Below are 19409 nucleotides of genomic sequence, written 5' to 3'. Positions count from 1 at the left end.
CCCTTGTACCGGAGGTTTCACATGTCCCAAGTCTTGGCGACCACCAATCTGTCGCTGCCCAGCGTGGTCGGCAGCCTGGATGCCTACATCTCGGCCGTGCACCGCATCCCGGTGCTGAGCCAGGAAGAGGAGCAGGCGCTGTCGCGCAGCTACAACGAGGAAGAGGACCTCTCCGCGGCCAAGAAGCTGGTGATGTCGCACCTGCGCTTCGTGGTGCACGTGGCGCGCGGCTACAGCGGCTATGGCCTGCAGCTGGCCGACCTGATCCAGGAGGGCAACATCGGCCTGATGAAGGCGGTGAAGCGTTTTGATCCCGACCAGGGCGTGCGCCTGGTGAGCTTCGCGGTGCACTGGATCCGCGCCGAGATGCACGAGTTCATCCTGAAGAACTGGCGCATCGTGAAAGTCGCCACCACCAAGGCGCAGCGCAAGCTGTTCTTCAACCTGCGCAAGAGCAAGAAGCGCCTGGGCTGGATGAATGCGGCCGAGGTGAGCGCCGTGGCGCAGGATCTGGGTGTGCCGGAGGCGACCGTGCGCGAGATGGAGTCGCGCCTGTCCGGCCGCGACATCGGCTTCGAGGCGCCGGCGGATGCCGACGACGACGCCAAGCCCGCACCGGAGGCCTTCCTGGTCGACGAAGGCGCCGACCCGTACGACAACGTGGCCGAGGCCGACCAGAGCGACAACCAGCTGAGCACGCTGTCCAGCGCGCTGCAGAAGCTGGACGAGCGTTCGCGCCACATCATCCAGCGCCGCTGGCTGGACGAGGACAAGGCCACGCTGCAGGAGCTGGCCGACGAATACGGTGTCTCCGCCGAGCGCATCCGCCAGGTCGAGGCGAACGCGATGAAGAAGATGCGCGGGCTGTTCGAGGCTTGATGTGTGCGTTCGCCCTTGAGCGCGAAGACCCAATAGCGGCGATCCATGGCCGCACGTCCCGGCAAAACCTGTGATTGCAAACGGCCCGCCCTGGCGGGCCGTTTCGTTTGCGCGCTCCCAGGCATGCAGCGGAGAACTGGAGAGGGATAGGCAGGTTTACCTGGGTATCTTTTTGCTCTGGTCTTCTTCCCCGCCAGTGATGATCCGCGCGTGACGCGCCTGGGTCCAGTACGCCATCGCCCAGTCCAGCATCACCACCAGCCGGTTGCGGAAGCCGATCAGAAACCAGATGTGCGCGCCCAGCCACACCCACCAGGCGAGCAGACCGGAAAGCCGCAACCGGCCGAACTGGGCTACCGCCGCCATGCGGCCGATGGTCGCCAGCGCGCCCGCATCGCGGTAGCGGAAGGACACCGCGCGGTTGTCGCCACGCAGACGGGCTGCGATGAGCCGGCCCGCGTGCTGGCCCATCTGCTTGGCGGCGGGTGCCACGCCCGGCACCGAGTGTCCGTCCTGCTGCACGGCGGCGAGGTCGCCCAGCACGAATACTTCGGGATGGCCGGGCAGGGAGAGGTCGTTCTGCACCTGCACGCGGCCGGCGCGGTCCAGCGGCGTGCCGAGCATGCGGCCCAACGGCGAGGCGGCCACGCCGGCGGCCCACAGCGCGGTGCGCGCAGCGATGCGCTCGTTGCCTAGTGTGACACCCTCGCCATCCACCGCTGTCACTGCCTGGCCTAGGCGTACCTGCACGCCCAGGCGCTCCAGCTGCCGCTGCGCCTTGGCCGACAGTGCGGGATCGAACGCGGCCAGCACGCGCGGCCCCGCCTCCACGAGCAGGATCTTGGCCGCCCGCGGTTGCGCGCGGCGGAACTCGCCGTGGAGCGTGTGGCGCGCGATTTCAGCCAGGGTGCCGGCCAGCTCCACGCCGGTGGCGCCGCCGCCCACCACCACGAAGTTGAGCCAGGCCTGGCGGCGGGCGGGATCGTCTTCCTGTTCGGCGCGTTCGAACGCGGTGAGCACCCGGCGCCGTATCGCCAGCGCATCGTCCAGCGATTTCAGTCCGGGCGCATCGGCAGCCCAGTCGTCGTGGCCGAAGTAGGCGTGCGCGGCGCCGGTGGCGACCAGCAACCGGTCGTAGTCCAGCCGTTCGCGGGTGAGCTGCACGCGGCGTTGCGCGAGGTCGATGTCGGTGACCTCGTCCATCAGCACGGTGACGTTGCGCTGGTGACGCAGGATCTGCCGCAGGGGCGCCGCGATGGACGGCGCCGACAGGCCCGCGGTGGCGACCTGGTACAGCAACGGCTGGAACAGGTGATGGTTGTGCCGGTCGACCAGGGTGATGCGCACCGGCGCACGGGCCAGTGCACGGGCGGCGGAGAGCCCTGCGAAGCCGCCGCCGAGGATCACGATGTGGGGGAGTGCGTCGGGCATGGCGGTTTCCATGGTTGTGCGGGAGCGCACCCTGTGCGTGAGTTCTCAATAGAGATCGATCGGATCCACGTCCAGCGACCAGCGCACCTTGCGCGCGGCGGGCAGCCGCGCAAGCTGCGCGGCCCAGGGCCGCAGCGCGGCGTGCAGCTCGCGGCGGTTCGCGGCCTCCAGCAGCAGCTGGCCGCGCTGGCGTCCGGCGCGCAGCGGCATCGGCGCGGGCATCGGGCCGGCGACCTGCAGGCCGTGCCCCGGCGGCAGTGCATTGCAGGCTTCGGCGAGGAAGGCGTCGACCGCGGCGCGCTGCATCGCCTCGGCGCGCAGCAGCACCTGGTGCGCATACGGCGGCAGCATGCTCTGCCGGCGTTCGGCGAGCAGGCTCTGTGCGGCGGCGGCATAGCCCTGCGCCAGCAACTGGCGCAGCAGCGGATGGTCGGGATGGTGGGTCTGCAGCAGCACGCGGCCCGGGCGGGTGGCGCGCCCGGCGCGTCCGGCCACCTGCACCAGCTGCTGCGCCAGCCGTTCGCTGGCGCGGAAGTCCACGCTGAGCAGGCCTTCGTCCACGCCCGCGATGGCGACCAGGGTGAGATGGGGCAGGTCGTGGCCCTTGGCCAGCATCTGGGTGCCGACGAGGATCGCCGGCTTCGCTTCGTCGCGCAGGCCGTCGAGCAGGTGCTCGAAGGCATCGCGGCGGCGCGTGGTCTCGCGGTCGATGCGCAGTACCGGCACCTCGGGGAAGCGGGCGGCCAGCGCCTCCTCCAGCCGTTCGGTCCCCTGGCCCTGCGGCTTCAGTCCGGTGGCGCCGCAGGCGGGGCAGGCGGCGGGCGGGCGGGCATGGTGGCTGCAGTGGTGGCATGCCAGCATGCGGCGGCCGGCGTGCAGGGTCAGCGGGCGATCGCAGCGCGGGCAGTCGGCGTGCCAGCCGCAGGCGTGGCAAAGCAGCACCGGTGCGTAGCCGCGGCGATTCTTGAATACCAGCGCCTGCTCGCCGCGTCCCACCGTCTCGGCCACCGCGGCGAGGAGGGCGGGCGAGAGCCCGTGCTCCAGCCGCTGCGCGCGCATGTCGATGATCTGCACCTGCGGCGGCCGCACGGCGGCAGGGCGGGCGCGCAGGTGCAGCGCGCGGTAACGGCCGGCCTCCACGTTGGCCAGCGATTCTAGCGAAGGCGTGCCCGAGCCCAGCAGCACCGGCACGCCGAGCGCGCGGGCGCGCACCACGGCGAGATCGCGGGCGTGGTAGCGGAAGCCCTCCTGCTGCTTGTAGGCGCTGTCGTGCTCTTCGTCGACGACGATCAGGCCGGCCTGCGGCAGCGGGGTGAACACGGCCGAACGGGTGCCCAGGATGACCTTTGCCTCGCCCGAACGGGCGCGCAGCCACGCCCGCGCGCGCTCGCCTTCGGCGAGGTTGGAGTGGATCACCTCCACCGCCACGCCAAGGCGTTCGCGCAGGCGGCGCAAGGTCTGCGGGGCCAGACCGATCTCCGGTACCAGCAACAGGGCCTGCCGCCCCTGCGCCAGGACGCGCTCGATCAGGGCGAGGTAGACCTCGGTCTTGCCGCTGCCGGTAACGCCGTCGAGCAGGAAGGGTTGATAGCGGCCGAGATCGCCGGCCACCGCGGCCACGGCCCGCTGCTGCTCGCCGCTCAGCGCGGGCGCGGCGCGGGTCGCTACGGCATGGCAGGTCCTGCGTTCGCCGCGTTCGACGAGGCCGGCCGCGAGCAGCCGGCGCGCAGCGGCACGCCAGCCGGGCAGGCAGGCGTCCAGTTCGGCGGCACCGAGCGGGCCCGCGCCGAGTTCGGCGAGCAGGGCCTGGCTGCCGCCGCGGCGGCAGCCGGCATCCAGGGCGCTGCGTCCGGCCGTGGTAAGCGACCAGTATTCCTCGCCCAGCGACGGCAGCGGCGCCGCTTCACGCAGCGCCAGTGGCAGTGCGTTGGCATAGGCCTCGCCGGGCGCGCCCAGCCAGTAGTCGGCGGCCCAGGCCAGGGTCTGCATCAGCTCGGCGTCGAGCAGCGGTTCGTCGTCGAGCCGGCGCAGCGCACGCTTCAGCTTGCCGGTGTCCACCGTGGCTTCCACGCCGGTGGCAACCACCACGCCCACCGACTGGCCGCGGCCGAACGGGACCAGCACCCGGCTGCCCGGTTGCACCGCGCTGTCGGTGACGGGGGACAAGTAGTCGAACAGGGTGGGCAGGGGAACCGGCAGGGCGACGCGCAGGATGGCGGGCATCATGGCGCCAAGTTTAACGGGATGCCCGGCCGCGCCGAGACCGCATTCTCCGCGCAAGCGGCGGACGGAACGAGGCTTGCGGAGACATGCTGCCCATGGATCGAGGAATCAGGCGCAAGTCACTCAGCTGAGCAGATTTTTCCGCTTATCCACAAAGCCTGTGGACAAGTCTGTGGATGGCGCGGGGACGAAGGGCGCCGAAGCGCATGGCGGCGCCCTTCGCGACAGTCTGGACACGTTTTGGTCACGTAAAAAACGTTTTCCATATCAGCAACTTGCGGTTCGCGGTCGGTGGCCGTTCATCCAGCGCCCGGGCTGCATGACACGCCTTGACAGGGGGGTGACGCTGTGCAAAACCGCGGCCGGATCGCTGCGGCACCGGTTGCCGCGGAGCGGGCCGCTCAGTGCGCCAGGCCCAGTACGAAGGCGCAGATCAGTACGAGGAAAACCAGCCAGAAGTAGCACCAGCCGATGCACCAGTACTTCAGCAGGGTCATCGGCCAGCCCTGCCGGTAGATCCGCTTCTGCGTCAGCAGCAGGTAGATCGGCGCCCACAACACGAGGGCCCACTCCAGCCAGTTCAGCGGAGAGGTGGCCCACAGCGCATGCGGTTTCAGCCAGTTGGTGAACATGCTCAGCAGCATGCATAGCAGCAGCCACAGGAACAGGAAAGCCTGGCTGTGCAGCACCACGATCAGGTGCTCCATGTAGAGCCGCCGCTTGAACACGTAGAACAGCTTCAGCAGCAGCGCGAACGCCGGCACCAGCACCAGCATCGCGCCCGGCAGGTTGCCGAAGACGCCGTTGACCATGCGGTCCTTGGCGGCCTCGCGGCTCACCGCGTCGCCGTGCCGGAAGGCGTGCCAGTTGTCGAGCATGTGCTGGCGGACCGCATTCAACCGCTGGTTGGCGAAATCGGGCAGCCAGGCGATCTGCACCGGCTTGCTGCTCTCGGTCCGGGTGATCGGCGCAGCGGTGGCGTACCCCGGGGGCAGAGGCTGGGCGTGCAGCTCGGCCAGCCGTTGGTTGGCGGCCGTGCGCAGCCGCTGTTTCGCGGCGCTTGCCTGCTCGGCCATTGCATCATCGCCGAACGTCTGCACGGCATTCAGCGCGTTGTCCTTCTCGTCGAGCAGTTCGCGTACCTCGGCCGCGCTGCCGGCCTGCGCGAAATCGGCGCCGCGGTCGAGCAGCACGTGGTGCTGGCGCTGCTCGATGCTGTGGCTGATCGCCTCCGAGGTAGCCAGGTGCAGCACGAAGAAGCTGAGCAGGCACAGCACGAACATCAACCGGAACGGCGCGATATAGCGCACGCGGCGGCCGGCGAAGTATTCCAGGGTGAGGAAGCCGGGTTTCAGGAACAGCGGCGGCAGGGTATCCAGGATGCGGCTGTCGATGTGCAGCACCGTCTCCACCGTCTCCTCGACCATGTGGTGCATCGGCTTGAGCACGCTGTGCACGGACTGGCCGCATTCGTGGCAGTACTCGCCCACCAGTGGCGTGCCGCAGTTGGCGCAGTGCAGACCTTCGTGGCTGACCAGTGACTTCATTGCGTACCCCTCGATTCCGCCGCAGCGCGCGATCTTGGCACAGCCCGCCGCGCGCGACAGCCCTGCCGGAAGGCTCGGGTAGAATGACCGCCCGTCGGAGTCCCACCCCATGAAACCGCTACGCCCCGAGCGTGCCCGCGTGCGGCACGAGATCGGCGCCACCGTGCGCCTCGCCCTCCCGCTGATCCTGGCGCAGCTCGCCGCGGTCGGCAGCAACGTGATCGACGCGGTGCTGTCCGGCCACGTCAGTGCCCATGTGCTGGGCGCGGTGGCGGTGGGCGCCAACCTGTGGTCGCTGGCGATCGTCAGCGGCATCGGCGTGATGATGGCGGTGCCGCCCTCGGTGGCGCAGCTGGACGGTGCCGGGCGGCGCAGCGAGGTGGGCGGCGTGTTCCGCCAGGCGCTGTGGCTGGCGCTGGGGATGGGCGCGCTGCTGTGGTTCGCGGTGCGCCATGCCGGGCCGCTGATCGACCTGATCGGGGTGACGCCCAGGCTGCGCCACGACGTGGAGCGCTTCCTGTCCGCGATCAGCTGGGGTGCCCCTGCGCTGACCTGCTATTTCGCGCTGCGCGGCCTGTCCGAGGGCCTGTCGCTGACCCGGCCGTCGATGTTCTTCGGCTTCGGCGGCCTCGTGCTGCTGGTGCCGCTGGGCTATGTGCTGATGTTCGGCAAGCTGGGCATCCCGCCGCAGGGCGCACACGGTTGCGGCATCGCCACCGCCACCGTGCTGTGGCTGGAGATGCTGGGCTTCGGCACCTACGTGCTGAAGCATCGCAACTACCGCGGACTGAACCTGCTGGAACGTTTCGAGTGGCCACACTGGCGGCGCATCGGCTCGCTGCTGCACATCGGCGCGCCGATGGCGGTGACCCTGCTGGCCGAGGGTGGCTTGTTCGTGGCCGCGGCGCTGCTGCTCAGCACGCTGGGCGAGGACGTGATCGCCAGCCACCAGGTGGCACTCAATGTCGCCGCCCTGTTCTTCATGATCCCGCTGGGCCTGGCGATGGCGATCACCGTGCGGGTGGGCAATGCGGTGGGCCGCGGCGACGCGCGCGGTGTGCGCTACGCCGGTTTCTGCGGCATCGGCCTGACCCTGCTCACGCAACTGGTCTCGGCCTCGTTGATGCTGGCGCTGCCGCACTTCATCGCCTCGCTCTACACGCACGACGACAAGGTCATCGCGCTGGCGGCGCAGCTGATCGTGCTGGCAGGTGTCTTCCAGTTCTCCGACGGCATCCAGGTGGCGGCGAACGGCGCGCTGCGCGGACTCAAGGACACCCGCGCGCCGATGGCGATCACGCTTTTCGCCTACTGGGGCGTGGGCATGCCCGTCGGCTGGTGGCTGGCGTTCCACCATGGTCTCGGCGCGCGCGGCATGTGGATGGGCCTGATCGCAGGCCTGAGCGTGGCGGCCGCCATGCTGTTCACGCGCTTCTGGCGCAGCGCCTGGCGTGAACGCTGGCGCCGGCACGCACCGGGTGCGGCGGAGGTGCCGATACCGGTCGCTCCCGGCATGACGTGATGCCGTGCGGGCGGCCGGGAGCCGGGATGGCGGAAACATTCGCCGCACGGCGGGCACTGCCACCCGGATGCTTTCTGACGCCCGAACTTCTAGGCTAGCGCGAACCCACGAGGAAACCCGCGCCGATGCCACCGCCGCCGATGCCGTCCCGCCCCGCACCGTCACCCGCCACCCCGCCGCCGAACCGGCATGGTTTCTGGGCGGTGTTGTGCGGCATCGGTCGCGGCATCAACGTGGTGCGGCTGCTGATCGTCAACGCGGTGTTCTTCTTGCTGCTGCTGGTCGTGCTCCTGCTGGTCGCCGGCGGCATTGCCGGCGACCGCGCGTCGCACACCGTGGCGGACCACAGCGTGCTGGTGCTCAAGCCCGAGGGGCAACTGGTCGAGCAGTACAGCATCGAGCCGCTGCAGCGTGCTCTGGCGGGGCTGTCCGGCAACAAGCCGCAGCAGGTGCAACTGCGTGACCTGGTGGGCGCGATCGACGCCGCCGCCCGCGACAAGCGCATCAGCCGCATCCTGTTGCTGCCGGACGAGCTGCACGCGGGTGGCTTTGCCGCACTGCGCGAGGTGGGCGCGGCACTGGACCGCTTCCGCGCCACCGGCAAGCCGGTGATCGCCTGGGCGGTGAACCTTGACCAGGGCCAGTACTACCTTGCCGCGCATGCCGACCGCGTGCTGCTCGATCCGCAGGGCAGCCTGCTGCTCACCGGACTCGCCAACTACCGGCTGTTCTACAAGGACCTGCTCGACAAGCTCGGCGTGGACGTGCACCTGTTCCGCGTGGGCCAGTTCAAGAGCGCGGCCGAACCCTTCATCCTCGACCACGCGTCGCCCGCGGCGAAGCAGGCCGACGGCTACTGGATGGGCGGGCTGTGGGACGAATACCTCGCCGAGGTGGCGAAGCTGCGCAAGCTCGACCCTGCGGCGTTGCGCGCCGACATCGACGACCTGCCGCAGACCATCGCCAGCACCCGGGGCGACCTCGCCAGGCTGGCGCTGGATGAGCACCTGATCGACGGCACCGCCACCCGCGCCCAGCTGATCGCGATGCTGCACGCGCAAGGCGTGCCCGCTGCGAAGAACGGCCACGGTTTCCGCGCCGTGGGCCTGGCTCAGTACGTCGCCGACCTGCCCGGGGACGACCACCCGTTCGCGCCGGGCGTGACCGTGGTTGTCGCCGAGGGCGAGATCGCCGGCGGCAAGCGTCCGCCGGGTTCGATCGGCGGCGAATCCACCGCCGCGCTGATCCGCGCCGCGCGCGAAGACAAACGCACCAAGGCGCTGGTGTTGCGCGTGGACTCGCCCGGCGGCGAGGTCTACGCCGCCGAGCAGATCCGTCGCGAGGTCGAGCTCACCCGCGAAGCCGGCATCCCGGTGGTGGTGTCGATGGGCGACGTGGCCGCCAGCGGTGGCTACTGGATCTCGATGAATGCCGATCGCATCCTCGCCGAGCCGAATACCATCACCGGTTCGATCGGCATCTTCGGCATGTACTACACGGTGCCGAACACGCTGGCCAAGTTCGGCATCCAGAGCGACGGCGTGGCCACCGGGCCGATGGCCGGCGCCTTCGACATCACGCGCCCGCTGGATCCCAAGGTGGGCACGGTGATCCAGGCGATCATCGACAAGGGCTACCGCGATTTCGTGGGCGGCGTGGCCAAGGCGCGCGGCAAGAGCTTCGACGCCGTCGACGCGATCGCCCAGGGCCGCGTGTGGACCGGCAGCCAGGCGCTGGAGCGCGGCCTGGTCGACCAGTTGGGCGGGCAGGGCGACGCGGTGGCCGAGGCCGCCAGCCTCGCCAAGCTGGGCAAGGATTACCCGGTGCGCTACCAGCAGGCGCCGCTGGGCGCGTTCGAGCGCTTCATGGTCGGCTTCAGCCAGAACGCCGGCGTCGAACTGTTGCGGTCCTGGGGCGTGCGGTTGCCGCCGTGGTTCGCGCAGATCCACGCGCTGGCACCGGAGCTGTCGCTGCTGCGCGACGCGAAGGCCGGTGCGCCGAACATCTACGCGTACTGTTTCTGCTCGCCGCATTGACCCTTGCGGGAGCGTACCCTGCGCGCGAATGCCCGGGCGTTTGATCGAAGCCGGGAGCATTCGGGCGCGGGGACGCTCTCACATCACCGCCGCCGCGTACCAGTCGCCGTGCCGCGTCACGCGCACCGGCATGCCGAAGGTCTCGCCCAACGCCTCGTCGCTGAGCATGGCCGTCTTGCCGCCCTGGCACAGCACACGACCGTCCTTCAGCAGCAGTACCTGGCCGATCTCCGGGAGGATTTCCTCCACGTGATGGGTCACCAGCAGCAAGGTGGTGCCGCCGCGCGCCAGCACACGCAGATCCTCCAGGAAGCGGCGGCGGCCGGCGAGGTCCAGCCCGGCGCAGGGTTCGTCCAGCAGCAGCGCGCGCGGGCGATGCACCAGGGCGCGGGCGATCAGCACGCGGCGTGCCTCGCCGGTGGACAGACTGGCCATTTCGCGGCCGATCAGGTGGCTGGCGCCCAGCTGTTGCAGGGCCGTGCGCGCGCGTTCGCGCATGCCGTCGCTCACACGATGATCCGGGCCGAGGCCGCGCGCGGCAAAGAAGCCGGAGACCACCGTCTCGAACACTTCCAGCGACAGGTCGCTGCTGCAGTCGTTCTGCAGCGCGGGCGATACGATGCCGAGCAGGCGGCGCAGCTCAGCCACGTTCCAGCGTTCGCGACCGAATATCCGCACCGGGCTGCGGCCTTCGTCCGGTGCCAGCGGGTAGAGCTGGCGCGCGATCAGCTGCACCAGGGTGGACTTGCCCGAGCCGTTCGGGCCGAGGATCGCGGTGTGCCTGCCGGCCTCGACGCGTAGGCTGAACCGATCCAGCGCAGGGCGGCCGCTGCGCAGCACGGTGGCGGCGTCGACCTCCAGCAGCGCGGGCGCGGGGACGTGGGCGGTATCGACATTCATGCACGGCACGATGCCGGCAAACGCGCTGGCCGGCAAGGCTTCCGGACGTCGAGACGGCCAAACGGCGTTACTGCGCCTGCGCCTCGATCTGCTTGCGCTGGTCCGCGGCCTGCTTGTCGACGACCTTCTGCACGTCCTTCGCGCGCTGCTCGTCGGCCTTCATCGCATCCCAGGGCGTGGCCACGCGGCTGCTGGCGGCGGCCGCGGGCTGCGCGGCGGCCCGCGGCGTCGGCGGCTTGCCGGAACAGGCGGCCAGGGCGAGCAGGCACGGCAGCATCAGCATGGATTTCATCGCGCGGTCCCCGTTGGTCGGCAGGCGTCGAGTGTCCCGCTGCAAGGCCGCTGCGGCAAGGTCATCGTGTAAGCTTCCCCCATGAACAGCCGCATCGACGCCTGGCAGCTGCATGGCCACACCGTCCTGATCACCGGCGCCAGCAAAGGCATCGGCTACGCCACCGCGCGCGAGCTGGCCGGACTGGGCGCGAACCTGCTGCTGGTGGCTCGCGACGAAGACTACCTGGAGCAGGTACGGGTGGAGCTGGCCGACGAACACGAAGGCACCGAGGTCTATGCGCTGGGCGCCGACCTCGCCGACGCGGAGGATCGGCTCGCAGTGTTCGACTGGGTGGCCGACCTCGGCCTGCCGCTGTCGCTGCTGGTCAACAACGCCGGCGGCAATGTGCCGAAGCCGGCGCTGGAGTACGGCGACGACGACTATCGCGCGATCTTCGAGCTGAACACGTTTGCCGCCTTCGAGATGTGTCGCCTGGCGCATCCGCAGCTGGTGCAGCACGCGAACGCGGCGATCGTCAACGTGGGTTCGGTATCCGGCATCACCCACGTGCGCACCGGCGCGCCCTATGGCATGAGCAAGGCCGCACTGCACCAGCTCACCCGCAACCTGGCCGCGGAGTGGGCGGTGGACGGCATCCGCGTCAACGCGGTGGCGCCGTGGTACATCCGTACGCAGCGCACCGACACCGCGCTGGCCGACGAGGATTACCTGGAGGAAGTGCTGGACCGCACGCCACTGCGCCGCATCGGCGAGCCGGAGGAAGTAGCCGCGGCGATCGCCTTCCTGTGCCTGCCTGCGGCCAGCTACATCACCGGCCAGGTGTTGGGCGTGGACGGCGGTTTCCTCAATTACGGCTTCTGAGTTTTCCCCTCAGGGACCGCCGCAACCCTGCAGCTGCACGCGCAGTTCGGCCTCGCGCTTCAGCAGCGGCGGCTGGTCGCTCTTGAAGGCACGGCCGAGCTTGTGTTCGTTATCGCTCCAGTCCTTGCGCAGCGCCGCGCAGGTTTCTTCCGCGCTCATCTCGCGGCATCGATCCTGCACGAAGGTGTAATAGCCGGAAACCATCGCGGCATTGGGCTGGTCGCGGCCCATGCGGTTGGCCGCGTTGTACTGCTGCGCCAGGGACGTGGGCACGCCGACGATGCCCAGTGGCGCGTAGTAGCCCGGCGGGGTGCCGGTGGTGCTGATGTAGCGCTTGCCGTCGGTGGCGCGCACGCACTGGTACAGGACGGGTATTGGTGCGGTGGGCGGCGGCGGCTCCGGCGCCATTGCGACACTGGGTGGTGCGCTGGCGGCCGGCGCAGGTGGTGTCGGCGCAGGTTCGGGTGCCGGCGGCGCGTCGAGGGTGATCTGCCGCTGGAGCTGCTTGCCGGGGCAAGGCGCGGACTGGTAGCTCGCTTCTCCGTGCGTTCCCCTGCATTTGTAGACCGTCTGCGCGGGGCAGCGCGCCGGCAGGCCGGCGCAAAGCAGCGCGAGGCAGGCGGGCAGGGCAGGCAGACGCGGCATCGTTCCTTCCGGCGAACCGAGGCTCAGAACACGGCTTCGTGATCCTCGGCGGCAAAGCCCAGCGTCACGGCGCCTTCGCCCACGTTGACCATGCCCGTGATGCTCATCGGCGCCTCCAGCAGCGCGACGCCGCATTCCTCGCAGGCCGCGCGCAGGCCGGCATAGCCGGGCAGGTGCGACAGCACGGCGAGGTCGCCGCCGTAGCTGGCGCAGACCATCGGCACCAGCAGCCCGGCGCGCACGCGGGCGGCGGCGTAGTCGAACAGCTGCTGCGCGCCCTGCTCGAAGCCGCGCGCCTTGCCCACCGGGCCGGTCTCGCCGCGGAAGCAGCGCAGGATCGGCTTGATGTCCAGCGCCGAGCCGAGCATCGCGCTGAACAGGCCCACGCTGCGGTCGTTCTTCTTCTTGGCGCGGGCGCGCAGGTAGTACAGGTCGCGCGGCAGCATGTAGCCGTAGCTGTGGTTGGCGACGTGGTTGAGCCGCTCGCGGATCGTGGCCGGCGCCTCGTCGGCGGCGATCAGCCGCGCCGCTTCCCAGATCGCCGGCGCGGCGCCAGCAAAGATGTTGCGGGTGTCGATCACCCGCAACAGGAACGGGCCGGGGATGCCGGCCGGTTCGCGCACCTCGCGATAGCCGCGCAGCACCGCGAAGCTGGCGCGCACCACGTTGTCGTGGATCGGGCTGCGGGTGGCGGTGATGGTGAGGCAGAACACGCAGTCCTGCTCCAGCACCAGGCGCCCCAGGAACAGCTGCTGCACCTCTTCCGCCGTGGTCGGCTCGGTTTCCGCCGAGTGGCTGCGGCCGCCGAGGCGGCGGTTGATGAAGCGCTGGATCTCCGCCGGGTCACGGTCGTCCATGAAGGTCTCGCCGTCCACCTTCACGGTGATCGGCAGCACCGTGATGTGGTGCTCTTCAAGAAAGGCCTGCGGCAGGTCGCAGGCGGCGTCCATGGTCAACCCCATGCGCATGTGTCATCCCCCTCAGAATGGCGATCGCAACATAACACGCGAAGGCGCCGGATTCCGGCCGGCACCTGCATACATAATGAGGGGGAAACCACGAGGCCCCCGCCGGCGCGGCGTCGCCGGCACCCTCCGCCGGAGCGGAGGTTCCATCGCACAAGGCAAGACCGCATGAAAGAGAAGCAAGAGATCGTCGCCAACTGGCTGCCGCGCTACACCGGCACCCCGCTGGAGCAGTTCGGCCAGCATGTCCTGCTCACCAACTTCGGCCACTACGTGGACCTGTTCGCCGACTGGCACGGCGTGGAGGTGCAAGGCCGCGACCGCCCGATGCCGAACGCCACCGCCGACGGCATCACCCTGATCAATTTCGGCATGGGCAGCCCCAACGCGGCCACCGTGATGGACCTGCTCGGCGCGATCGGCCCGAAGGCCGCGTTGTTCCTGGGCAAGTGCGGCGGGCTCAAGAAGAAGAACCAGATCGGCGACCTGGTGCTGCCGATCGCCGCGATTCGCGGCGAGGGCACAAGCAACGACTACCTGCCGCCCGAGGTGCCGGCGCTGCCCGCGTTCCAGCTGCAACGCGGCGTTTCCACCATGATCCGCGACCTCGGCCACGACTACTGGACCGGCACCGTCTACACCACCAACCGCCGGGTCTGGGAGCACGACGAGCAGTTCAAGGCCTACCTGCGGCGCACCCGTTGCATGGCGGTGGACATGGAGACCGCCACCATCTTCGCTGCCGGCTTCGCCAACCAGATCCCCTGCGGCGCCTTGCTGCTGGTCTCCGACCAGCCGATGATCCCCGAAGGCGTGAAGACCGAGGCCAGCGACCGCAAGGTCACCGAGAAATACGTCGAGGCGCATATCCGCATCGGCATCGAGGCGCTCAAGCTGGTCCGCCGCAACGGTCGCAGCGTGAAGCACCTGCGCTTCGAGGAGGATGGCGAGGGCGAGTGAGGCGGGCCCGTCCGCGCGAGGTGACCCGCTTGCGTCGGGCGGTCGTTCCCTGCCGATCACCTGCGCTTTGCCCGGGAGGCCGGGAGCAGCGCGCGAAGGCTGGAGTTCGTGATGACAGAGCGGCAGACGGACCCGGTGGCGGACTTGCGGGAGCGGGCGCGATCCGCGCTGGACCGCGGTGACGCGGCGCTGGCGGAACAATCCTTCGCCCGCGTGCTGGACAGCGCGCCCGCCGATCTGGAGGCGCTGCAGTTCCTGGCAGCGCGCCATTTCGATCGCGGCGAAGCCGCCAGGGCGATCGAACTCCTGCAGCAGGCGCATCGTGCCCATCCGGGGGAGCCAGGGGTGCTGCACCAGCTGGGCACGGTGCGGATGGCGCTGGCGGACCACGCGGGCGCAGTCGTCGACCTGGGCGAGGCGCTGGTGCTGGCGCCACGGATGTTCGTGGCCCGCCTGCGGCTGGGCGTGGCGCTGGAGCAGCTCGGGCGGTCGCACGACGCCTTGGTGGCCTACTTCGCGGCGATCACCGCGGCCCAGGCGCAGGGTCGCTGGCGCGGCGACGCGACCACCGCGCCCGGCATCCGCTCGGCGGTGCAGCACGCGATGCGCTACGTGGACGCCGGGCGGCGCGCACTGTTCGACGGCATGCTGGAGCCGCTGCGCGAACGCTACGGCCGCTCGGAACTGCGCCGAGTCGAGCAATGTCTTGCGATCTACCTGCACGAGCGCCCGGCGGACCTGCCCGATCCGCGGCAGCAGCCGAAATTCCTGTACTTTCCCGGCATCCCCAGCCGGACCTATTACCCGCGCGGGCGCTTCCCCGAGTTCGAGGCGCTGGAGGCAGGCACGGCCGCGGTCCGCGCGGAGCTGCGCGCGGTACTGGAGCGGCCGCGGGACCTGGAAGCCTTCCTCAGGACCGATTCCCGGGAACAACTCGAAACCATGCTGCGCGGCTCGGGCGTGCAGCAGGCGGCCTGGGACGCCTATTTCTTCTATCGCCACGGGCAACGCTACGACGCGCACTGCGAAGCCTGCCCGGAAACCACTGCGCTGATCGAGCGGATGCCGCTGTCACGGATCCGCGAACACGGCCCGGAGACACTGTTCTCGGTGCTGCGGCCCGGAACCCACATCCTGCCCCACCGCGGCGTCACCAACACGCGCCTGGTCACCCACCTGCCGCTAATCGTGCCGAAAGATTGCGCGCTCAACGTGGGCGGGGAGATCCACGAGTGGCGGGAAGGCCGCTGCGTCACCTTCGACGACACCTTCGAGCACGAAGCGTGGAACCGCAGCGAGGAGACCCGCGTGGTGCTGATCATGGACTGCTGGAACCCCGACTTGAGCGCGGCGGAGCGCGATGCCGTCGCCACCCTGGTCGCCGGCATCGGTGACTTCAACCGCAGTTGCGGGTTGCCCGGGGAGTGAGGCGCGGCCTCCGGTCAAGGCGATGGGCCATCTGCTGACTGCGGTTGCCCGATATTTCGCGAACGTTGTTGCCGCAAATATGTGCGGACGAAGCGACGTTTCACATAAACAGCATGGCCGATCAGATTGCCGCCTGGGCAAGACGGTGCATGTCATTTCATGCAATGACATAGCTCATGCCGATGCGGGGGTGGCATGTTGCGGTGCGGCCATTGGCGCGTAATTTTGCGCAATCACGCAACATATATCGTTTATTTCGAAATATCGAAAAAATTTGCGTAAACGGCTGGTTTATAAAGAGTAAATCGTGATTTCTTGTTTGTTGACTTTGCGTTAGACAAATGTCTACTGTCGGTGCGCTGCCGGCGATACGCTGGGTGCAATGCGGTTGCTGCAGCTAGACATGCGTATGGTTCCAAATGGGTGTGCGCATTGAGTCCTTGCGCGGGGGGCCGGACAGAGGCAGACAGACACCGTGTCTGCCCGCAATCGGAAGGATTGTCGTCATTTCCACTGGGGAGTTTTCAATCTCATGAATTCCATGAAGTTCAACAACGGGGCGCGTCGCTCCACCGCGCGTCGCACCGCGCTGGCTCTGGCCATCGCCGCGGGCATCGGTTTGTCTGGGCAGGTGCTGGCGCAGGCCACCACCGGTTCGGTCTACGGCACCGCCCCGGTAGCGGCGGGCGAGACGGTTCGCATCGTCAACAACCAGACCGGCCTGACCCGCGAAGTGGCGGTCGGCAGCGACGGTCGCTATGGCGCCAACCAGTTGCCGGTAGGCGATTACACCGTGTCGCTGATGCAGGGCGGCAACACCATTGCAACGAAGAGCCATGTGACGGTGAGCGTCAGCGGCGGTACGCAGGTGCCGTTCGCCGCGGCTGAAGGCGGCAAGAACGTACAGAATCTCTCCAGCGTCACGGTCACGGCCAACTCGCTGCCGGCGATCGACGTGTCCTCCACCCGCCAGACCTCGGTGATCACCGCCGAGCAGCTGAAACAGCTGCCGCTGGCGCGCAACGCCGAGTCCATCGCCGTGCTGGCACCTGGCGTCGCTGGCGGCAACGCCAGCCTGGGCACCGGCCCGGCCGGTACCCCGCTGATCTCCTTCGGCGGTGACTCGACGGCGGAGAACGCCTACTACATCAACGGCTTCAACACCACCGATCCGGTGGGCAACGCGGGCGGTATCGCCCTGCCGTACTTCGCCATCGCCGAACAGCAGACCATCACCTCGGGCTACGGCGCCGAATACGGCCGCTCCACCGGCGGCGTGATCAGCCAGATCGGCCACCGCGGCGGCAACGAGTTCCACGCCGGCGCCTATGTCACCTGGGCGCCGTCTTGGGCGCAGAGCACCTACGACAATATCTACTATGTGAATCCGGCGTCGACCACGGCGGGGCAGATGCCCGGCGACATATTCGTCAATCGCCACCGGAACGAGGACTGGAGCACGGTCTACGACGCCTACGTTTCGGGCCCGCTGATCAAGGACAAGCTGTTCTTCTACATCACGGCCGAGGCCCAGCACGACAGCCGCAAGACCACCGGCTCGGTCGATTCGCCGCTGTACAACTCGCGCAGCACCACCTTGCCAAAGTTCTACGGCAAGCTGGACTGGAACATCAACGACAGCAACGTCCTTGAAGGCACCTACGCCTCGAGCAAGCTCGAAGACCTCTCGAACAACGCCTACAACTACGACTACAGCACGAACACCGTGGGTGGCTTCCACGGCATCAACAACCCGCTGTACTCGAGCAAGTTCGACATCGGCATCCTCAAGTACACCTCGTACATCACCGACAACCTCACGCTGAGCGTGCTGGCCGGCAAGATGAAGAGCACGTACTTCAGCCAGCAGTTGGCCTACCCGGGTTTCGACCCGGCGCTGGCGGGCGTGAGGGGCGTTTCAAACGAGAACCCGACCGTTCCGGGCACCGGTAACTTCAACAACAATTCGACCACCATCCCTTCCCCGGGCCACAAGTCCAGCGAAAACAACTTCCGTCTGGACCTGGACTGGAAGCTGGGCGATCATGACGTGAAGTTCGGCATCGACAACATGCGCAGCACGGACATCAGCGACGGCAGCAAGAGCGCTGGTCCGGGGTATTTCTGGATCTACAGCAAGGAAGGCTCGGCGAACTTCTCTTCGCCTACCCTGCTGTGCAACGCACTGAACCAGTGCGTCAGCAACCCAGTCAACTACCCCAATGGCGCCCCGGTGGGCGGCAACAGCTACTACGTCGTCAAGCGGACGTATGGCGGTGTGGCATCGTTCACGGTGGAGCAGAAGGCGCAATACGTCGAAGACAACTGGCAGGTCACGCCGAACCTGCTGCTGAACCTCGGCCTGCGCAACGACCAGTTCACCAACTACAGCGCCGGCAATCAGCCTTATATCCGGGAAACCAAGCCGCAGTGGCAGCCGCGCCTGGGCTTCAGCTGGGACATCTTCGGCGACAGCAGCGCCAAGCTGTACGGCAACGTGGGGCGTTACTACCTTGCCTTGCCCACGGGCCTCGGCGTGCGCATGGCCGGCGCCAATGCGTACATCAACCAGTACTACACCTACTCGTCCGTCGATGCGAACGGCATTCCGCAGGGTCTGACCCAGGTTGCCACAAGCGCGACGCCGTTCTCGCCCGACGGTGAGTACGGCACGCCGAAGGACCCGAAGACGATCGCCGCCGCGGACCTGAAGCCGATGTACCAGGACGAGTACGTGCTGGGCTTCCAGAAGACGCTCAACGCGTTTGGCCAGTCGCTGGTGTGGACCTCGCAGGCCACTTACTCGAAGATGAACAACATCATCGACGACACCGGCACGGTCCCCAATGCGCCTGCCGACGCGAATCCGACCGCGTACCAGACGGACATCCTGGTCAACCCCGGGCGCAGCAACACCATTCGCTACCTGGCGAACGACGGCACCTACAAGACCTACATCTGGAACCCGCACACGGCGTCCGACGGGTTTGTCACCGGCTTCCCCAAGGCGTTCCGCAAGTACTACAGCCTGGAAGAAGCCCTCGAGCATCCGTGGGACGGCAAGTGGATGGGCAAGATCGACTACGTGTTCGCCAAGAGCTACGGCACCACGGAAGGCCCGACCTACTCGCCGCTCGGCCAGACCAGCAACGCGTCTGCCGCCGCGGGTGGTGGCCAGTCCGGCTCGATCAGCGAGGCCTGGGACTTCCCCGCGCTGATGCAGTATTCGAACGGCGAGCTGCCGAATTCGCATCGCCACACGCTGAAGGCTTATGGCACCTACGCGATCACCCCCGAGTGGCTGGTCAGCGCCTTGTACATCGTCCAGTCGGGCGCGCCCATCACCTGCCTTGGCGCCTGGGGACCGGGCCAGAACGATGTAGACGGTTACGGCGAGGCCTACCACTGGTGCAACGGCATGCCGTCGCGGCCGGGTGACGCAGGCCGTACGCCCTGGACCCACAAGCTCGACCTTTCGGTCAGCTACATCCCGGAGTGGGCCGGCAAGCACCTGACGCTGCAGGTGCAGGTCCAGAACGTGTTCAACGAGCAGAACGACACGGCCTACGTCGTTACCCACGACGGCGTGGGTGGTGCGCCAGACACCGCCTACAAGCTGCCATTCGGCGGGGTGGCCGGCTACGCCGTGGAACCCCCGCGCTACGCGGAGTTCAGCGTCAAGTACGACTGGTAAGCAACAACCTCCACGCAATGCCA

General features: G+C 68.4%; 14 protein-coding genes. 7 read left to right on the top strand and 7 right to left on the bottom strand.

Annotation, left to right across the window (positions count from 1 at the left end; all coding sequences use genetic code 11):
* The first annotated feature begins 21 nt into the window (after positions 1-21).
* Entirely contained in the window at positions 22-879 is an 858-nt protein-coding gene (rpoH, locus tag AC2EWF_RS16520) for an RNA polymerase sigma factor RpoH (protein ID WP_483640484.1), read from the top strand.
* Between the two features lie 156 nt (positions 880-1035).
* On the opposite strand, the gene AC2EWF_RS16515 is transcribed toward rpoH, so the two are convergent.
* The 3 genes from AC2EWF_RS16515 to AC2EWF_RS16505 all read right to left on the bottom strand — a co-directional run bounded on the left by AC2EWF_RS16515 (position 1036) and on the right by AC2EWF_RS16505 (position 6080).
* Entirely contained in the window at positions 1036-2310 is a 1275-nt protein-coding gene (locus AC2EWF_RS16515) for an NAD(P)/FAD-dependent oxidoreductase (RefSeq protein WP_483640483.1), read from the bottom strand.
* A 45-nt stretch (positions 2311-2355) separates the two neighbouring features.
* Positions 2356-4533: a primosomal protein N' gene (locus tag AC2EWF_RS16510; protein WP_483640678.1), complete on the bottom strand. Its 2178-nt coding sequence runs from the start codon at positions 4531-4533 to the stop codon at positions 2356-2358.
* Between the two features lie 401 nt (positions 4534-4934).
* On the bottom strand, positions 4935-6080 hold the full coding sequence (locus AC2EWF_RS16505; RefSeq protein WP_483640482.1) for a DUF3667 domain-containing protein: 1146 nt from the start codon (positions 6078-6080) through the stop codon (positions 4935-4937).
* 109 nt (positions 6081-6189) lie between these two features.
* Here AC2EWF_RS16505 and AC2EWF_RS16500 point away from each other — a divergent pair, with 109 nt between their 5' ends.
* Positions 6190-7602 (top strand): MATE family efflux transporter, encoded by a 1413-nt coding sequence (locus tag AC2EWF_RS16500; protein ID WP_483640481.1) that lies wholly within the window; start codon positions 6190-6192, stop codon positions 7600-7602.
* A 125-nt stretch (positions 7603-7727) separates the two neighbouring features.
* Positions 7728-9638, top strand: coding sequence for a signal peptide peptidase SppA (gene sppA / locus AC2EWF_RS16495; RefSeq protein WP_483640480.1), 1911 nt, complete (start codon positions 7728-7730; stop codon positions 9636-9638).
* A gap of 78 nt (positions 9639-9716) precedes the next feature.
* Here the strand turns inward: sppA and AC2EWF_RS16490 are convergent, their stop codons facing one another.
* Both AC2EWF_RS16490 and AC2EWF_RS16485 read right to left on the bottom strand, forming a co-directional pair.
* On the bottom strand, positions 9717-10538 hold the full coding sequence (locus AC2EWF_RS16490) for an ABC transporter ATP-binding protein (protein WP_483640479.1): 822 nt from the start codon (positions 10536-10538) through the stop codon (positions 9717-9719).
* A gap of 67 nt (positions 10539-10605) precedes the next feature.
* Positions 10606-10830, bottom strand: a complete 225-nt coding sequence (locus tag AC2EWF_RS16485; RefSeq protein WP_483640478.1) for a hypothetical protein — start codon at positions 10828-10830, stop codon at positions 10606-10608.
* Between the two features lie 81 nt (positions 10831-10911).
* Here AC2EWF_RS16485 and AC2EWF_RS16480 point away from each other — a divergent pair, with 81 nt between their 5' ends.
* A complete protein-coding gene (locus tag AC2EWF_RS16480; RefSeq protein ID WP_483640477.1) occupies positions 10912-11694 on the top strand; it encodes an SDR family oxidoreductase in 783 nt (260 codons plus the stop codon).
* Positions 11695-11703: 9 nt separating this feature from the next.
* Here AC2EWF_RS16480 and AC2EWF_RS16475 read toward each other — a convergent pair whose 3' ends face one another.
* Both AC2EWF_RS16475 and AC2EWF_RS16470 read right to left on the bottom strand, forming a co-directional pair.
* Entirely contained in the window at positions 11704-12339 is a 636-nt protein-coding gene (locus AC2EWF_RS16475; protein ID WP_483640476.1) for a DUF4124 domain-containing protein, read from the bottom strand.
* Positions 12340-12362: 23 nt separating this feature from the next.
* Positions 12363-13307, bottom strand: coding sequence for a DegV family protein (locus AC2EWF_RS16470; RefSeq protein WP_483640475.1), 945 nt, complete (start codon positions 13305-13307; stop codon positions 12363-12365).
* Positions 13308-13472: 165 nt separating this feature from the next.
* On the opposite strand from AC2EWF_RS16470, the gene AC2EWF_RS16465 reads away from it, so the two are divergent.
* The 3 genes from AC2EWF_RS16465 to AC2EWF_RS16455 all read left to right on the top strand — a co-directional run bounded on the left by AC2EWF_RS16465 (position 13473) and on the right by AC2EWF_RS16455 (position 19386).
* A complete protein-coding gene (locus tag AC2EWF_RS16465) occupies positions 13473-14264 on the top strand; it encodes an AMP nucleosidase (protein ID WP_483640474.1) in 792 nt (263 codons plus the stop codon).
* A 111-nt stretch (positions 14265-14375) separates the two neighbouring features.
* On the top strand, positions 14376-15692 hold the full coding sequence (locus AC2EWF_RS16460; protein WP_483640473.1) for an aspartyl/asparaginyl beta-hydroxylase domain-containing protein: 1317 nt from the start codon (positions 14376-14378) through the stop codon (positions 15690-15692).
* Positions 15693-16224: 532 nt separating this feature from the next.
* Positions 16225-19386 carry a TonB-dependent receptor gene (locus tag AC2EWF_RS16455; RefSeq protein WP_483640472.1) on the top strand — a complete coding sequence of 1054 codons (3162 nt, stop codon included), beginning with the start codon at positions 16225-16227 and terminating at the stop codon, positions 19384-19386.
* Positions 19387-19409: the final 23 nt, after the last annotated feature.

It is taken from the genome of Rhodanobacter sp. sgz306013, assembly GCF_057031145.1.
This window is presented reverse-complemented; position numbering and strand designations above follow the sequence as displayed.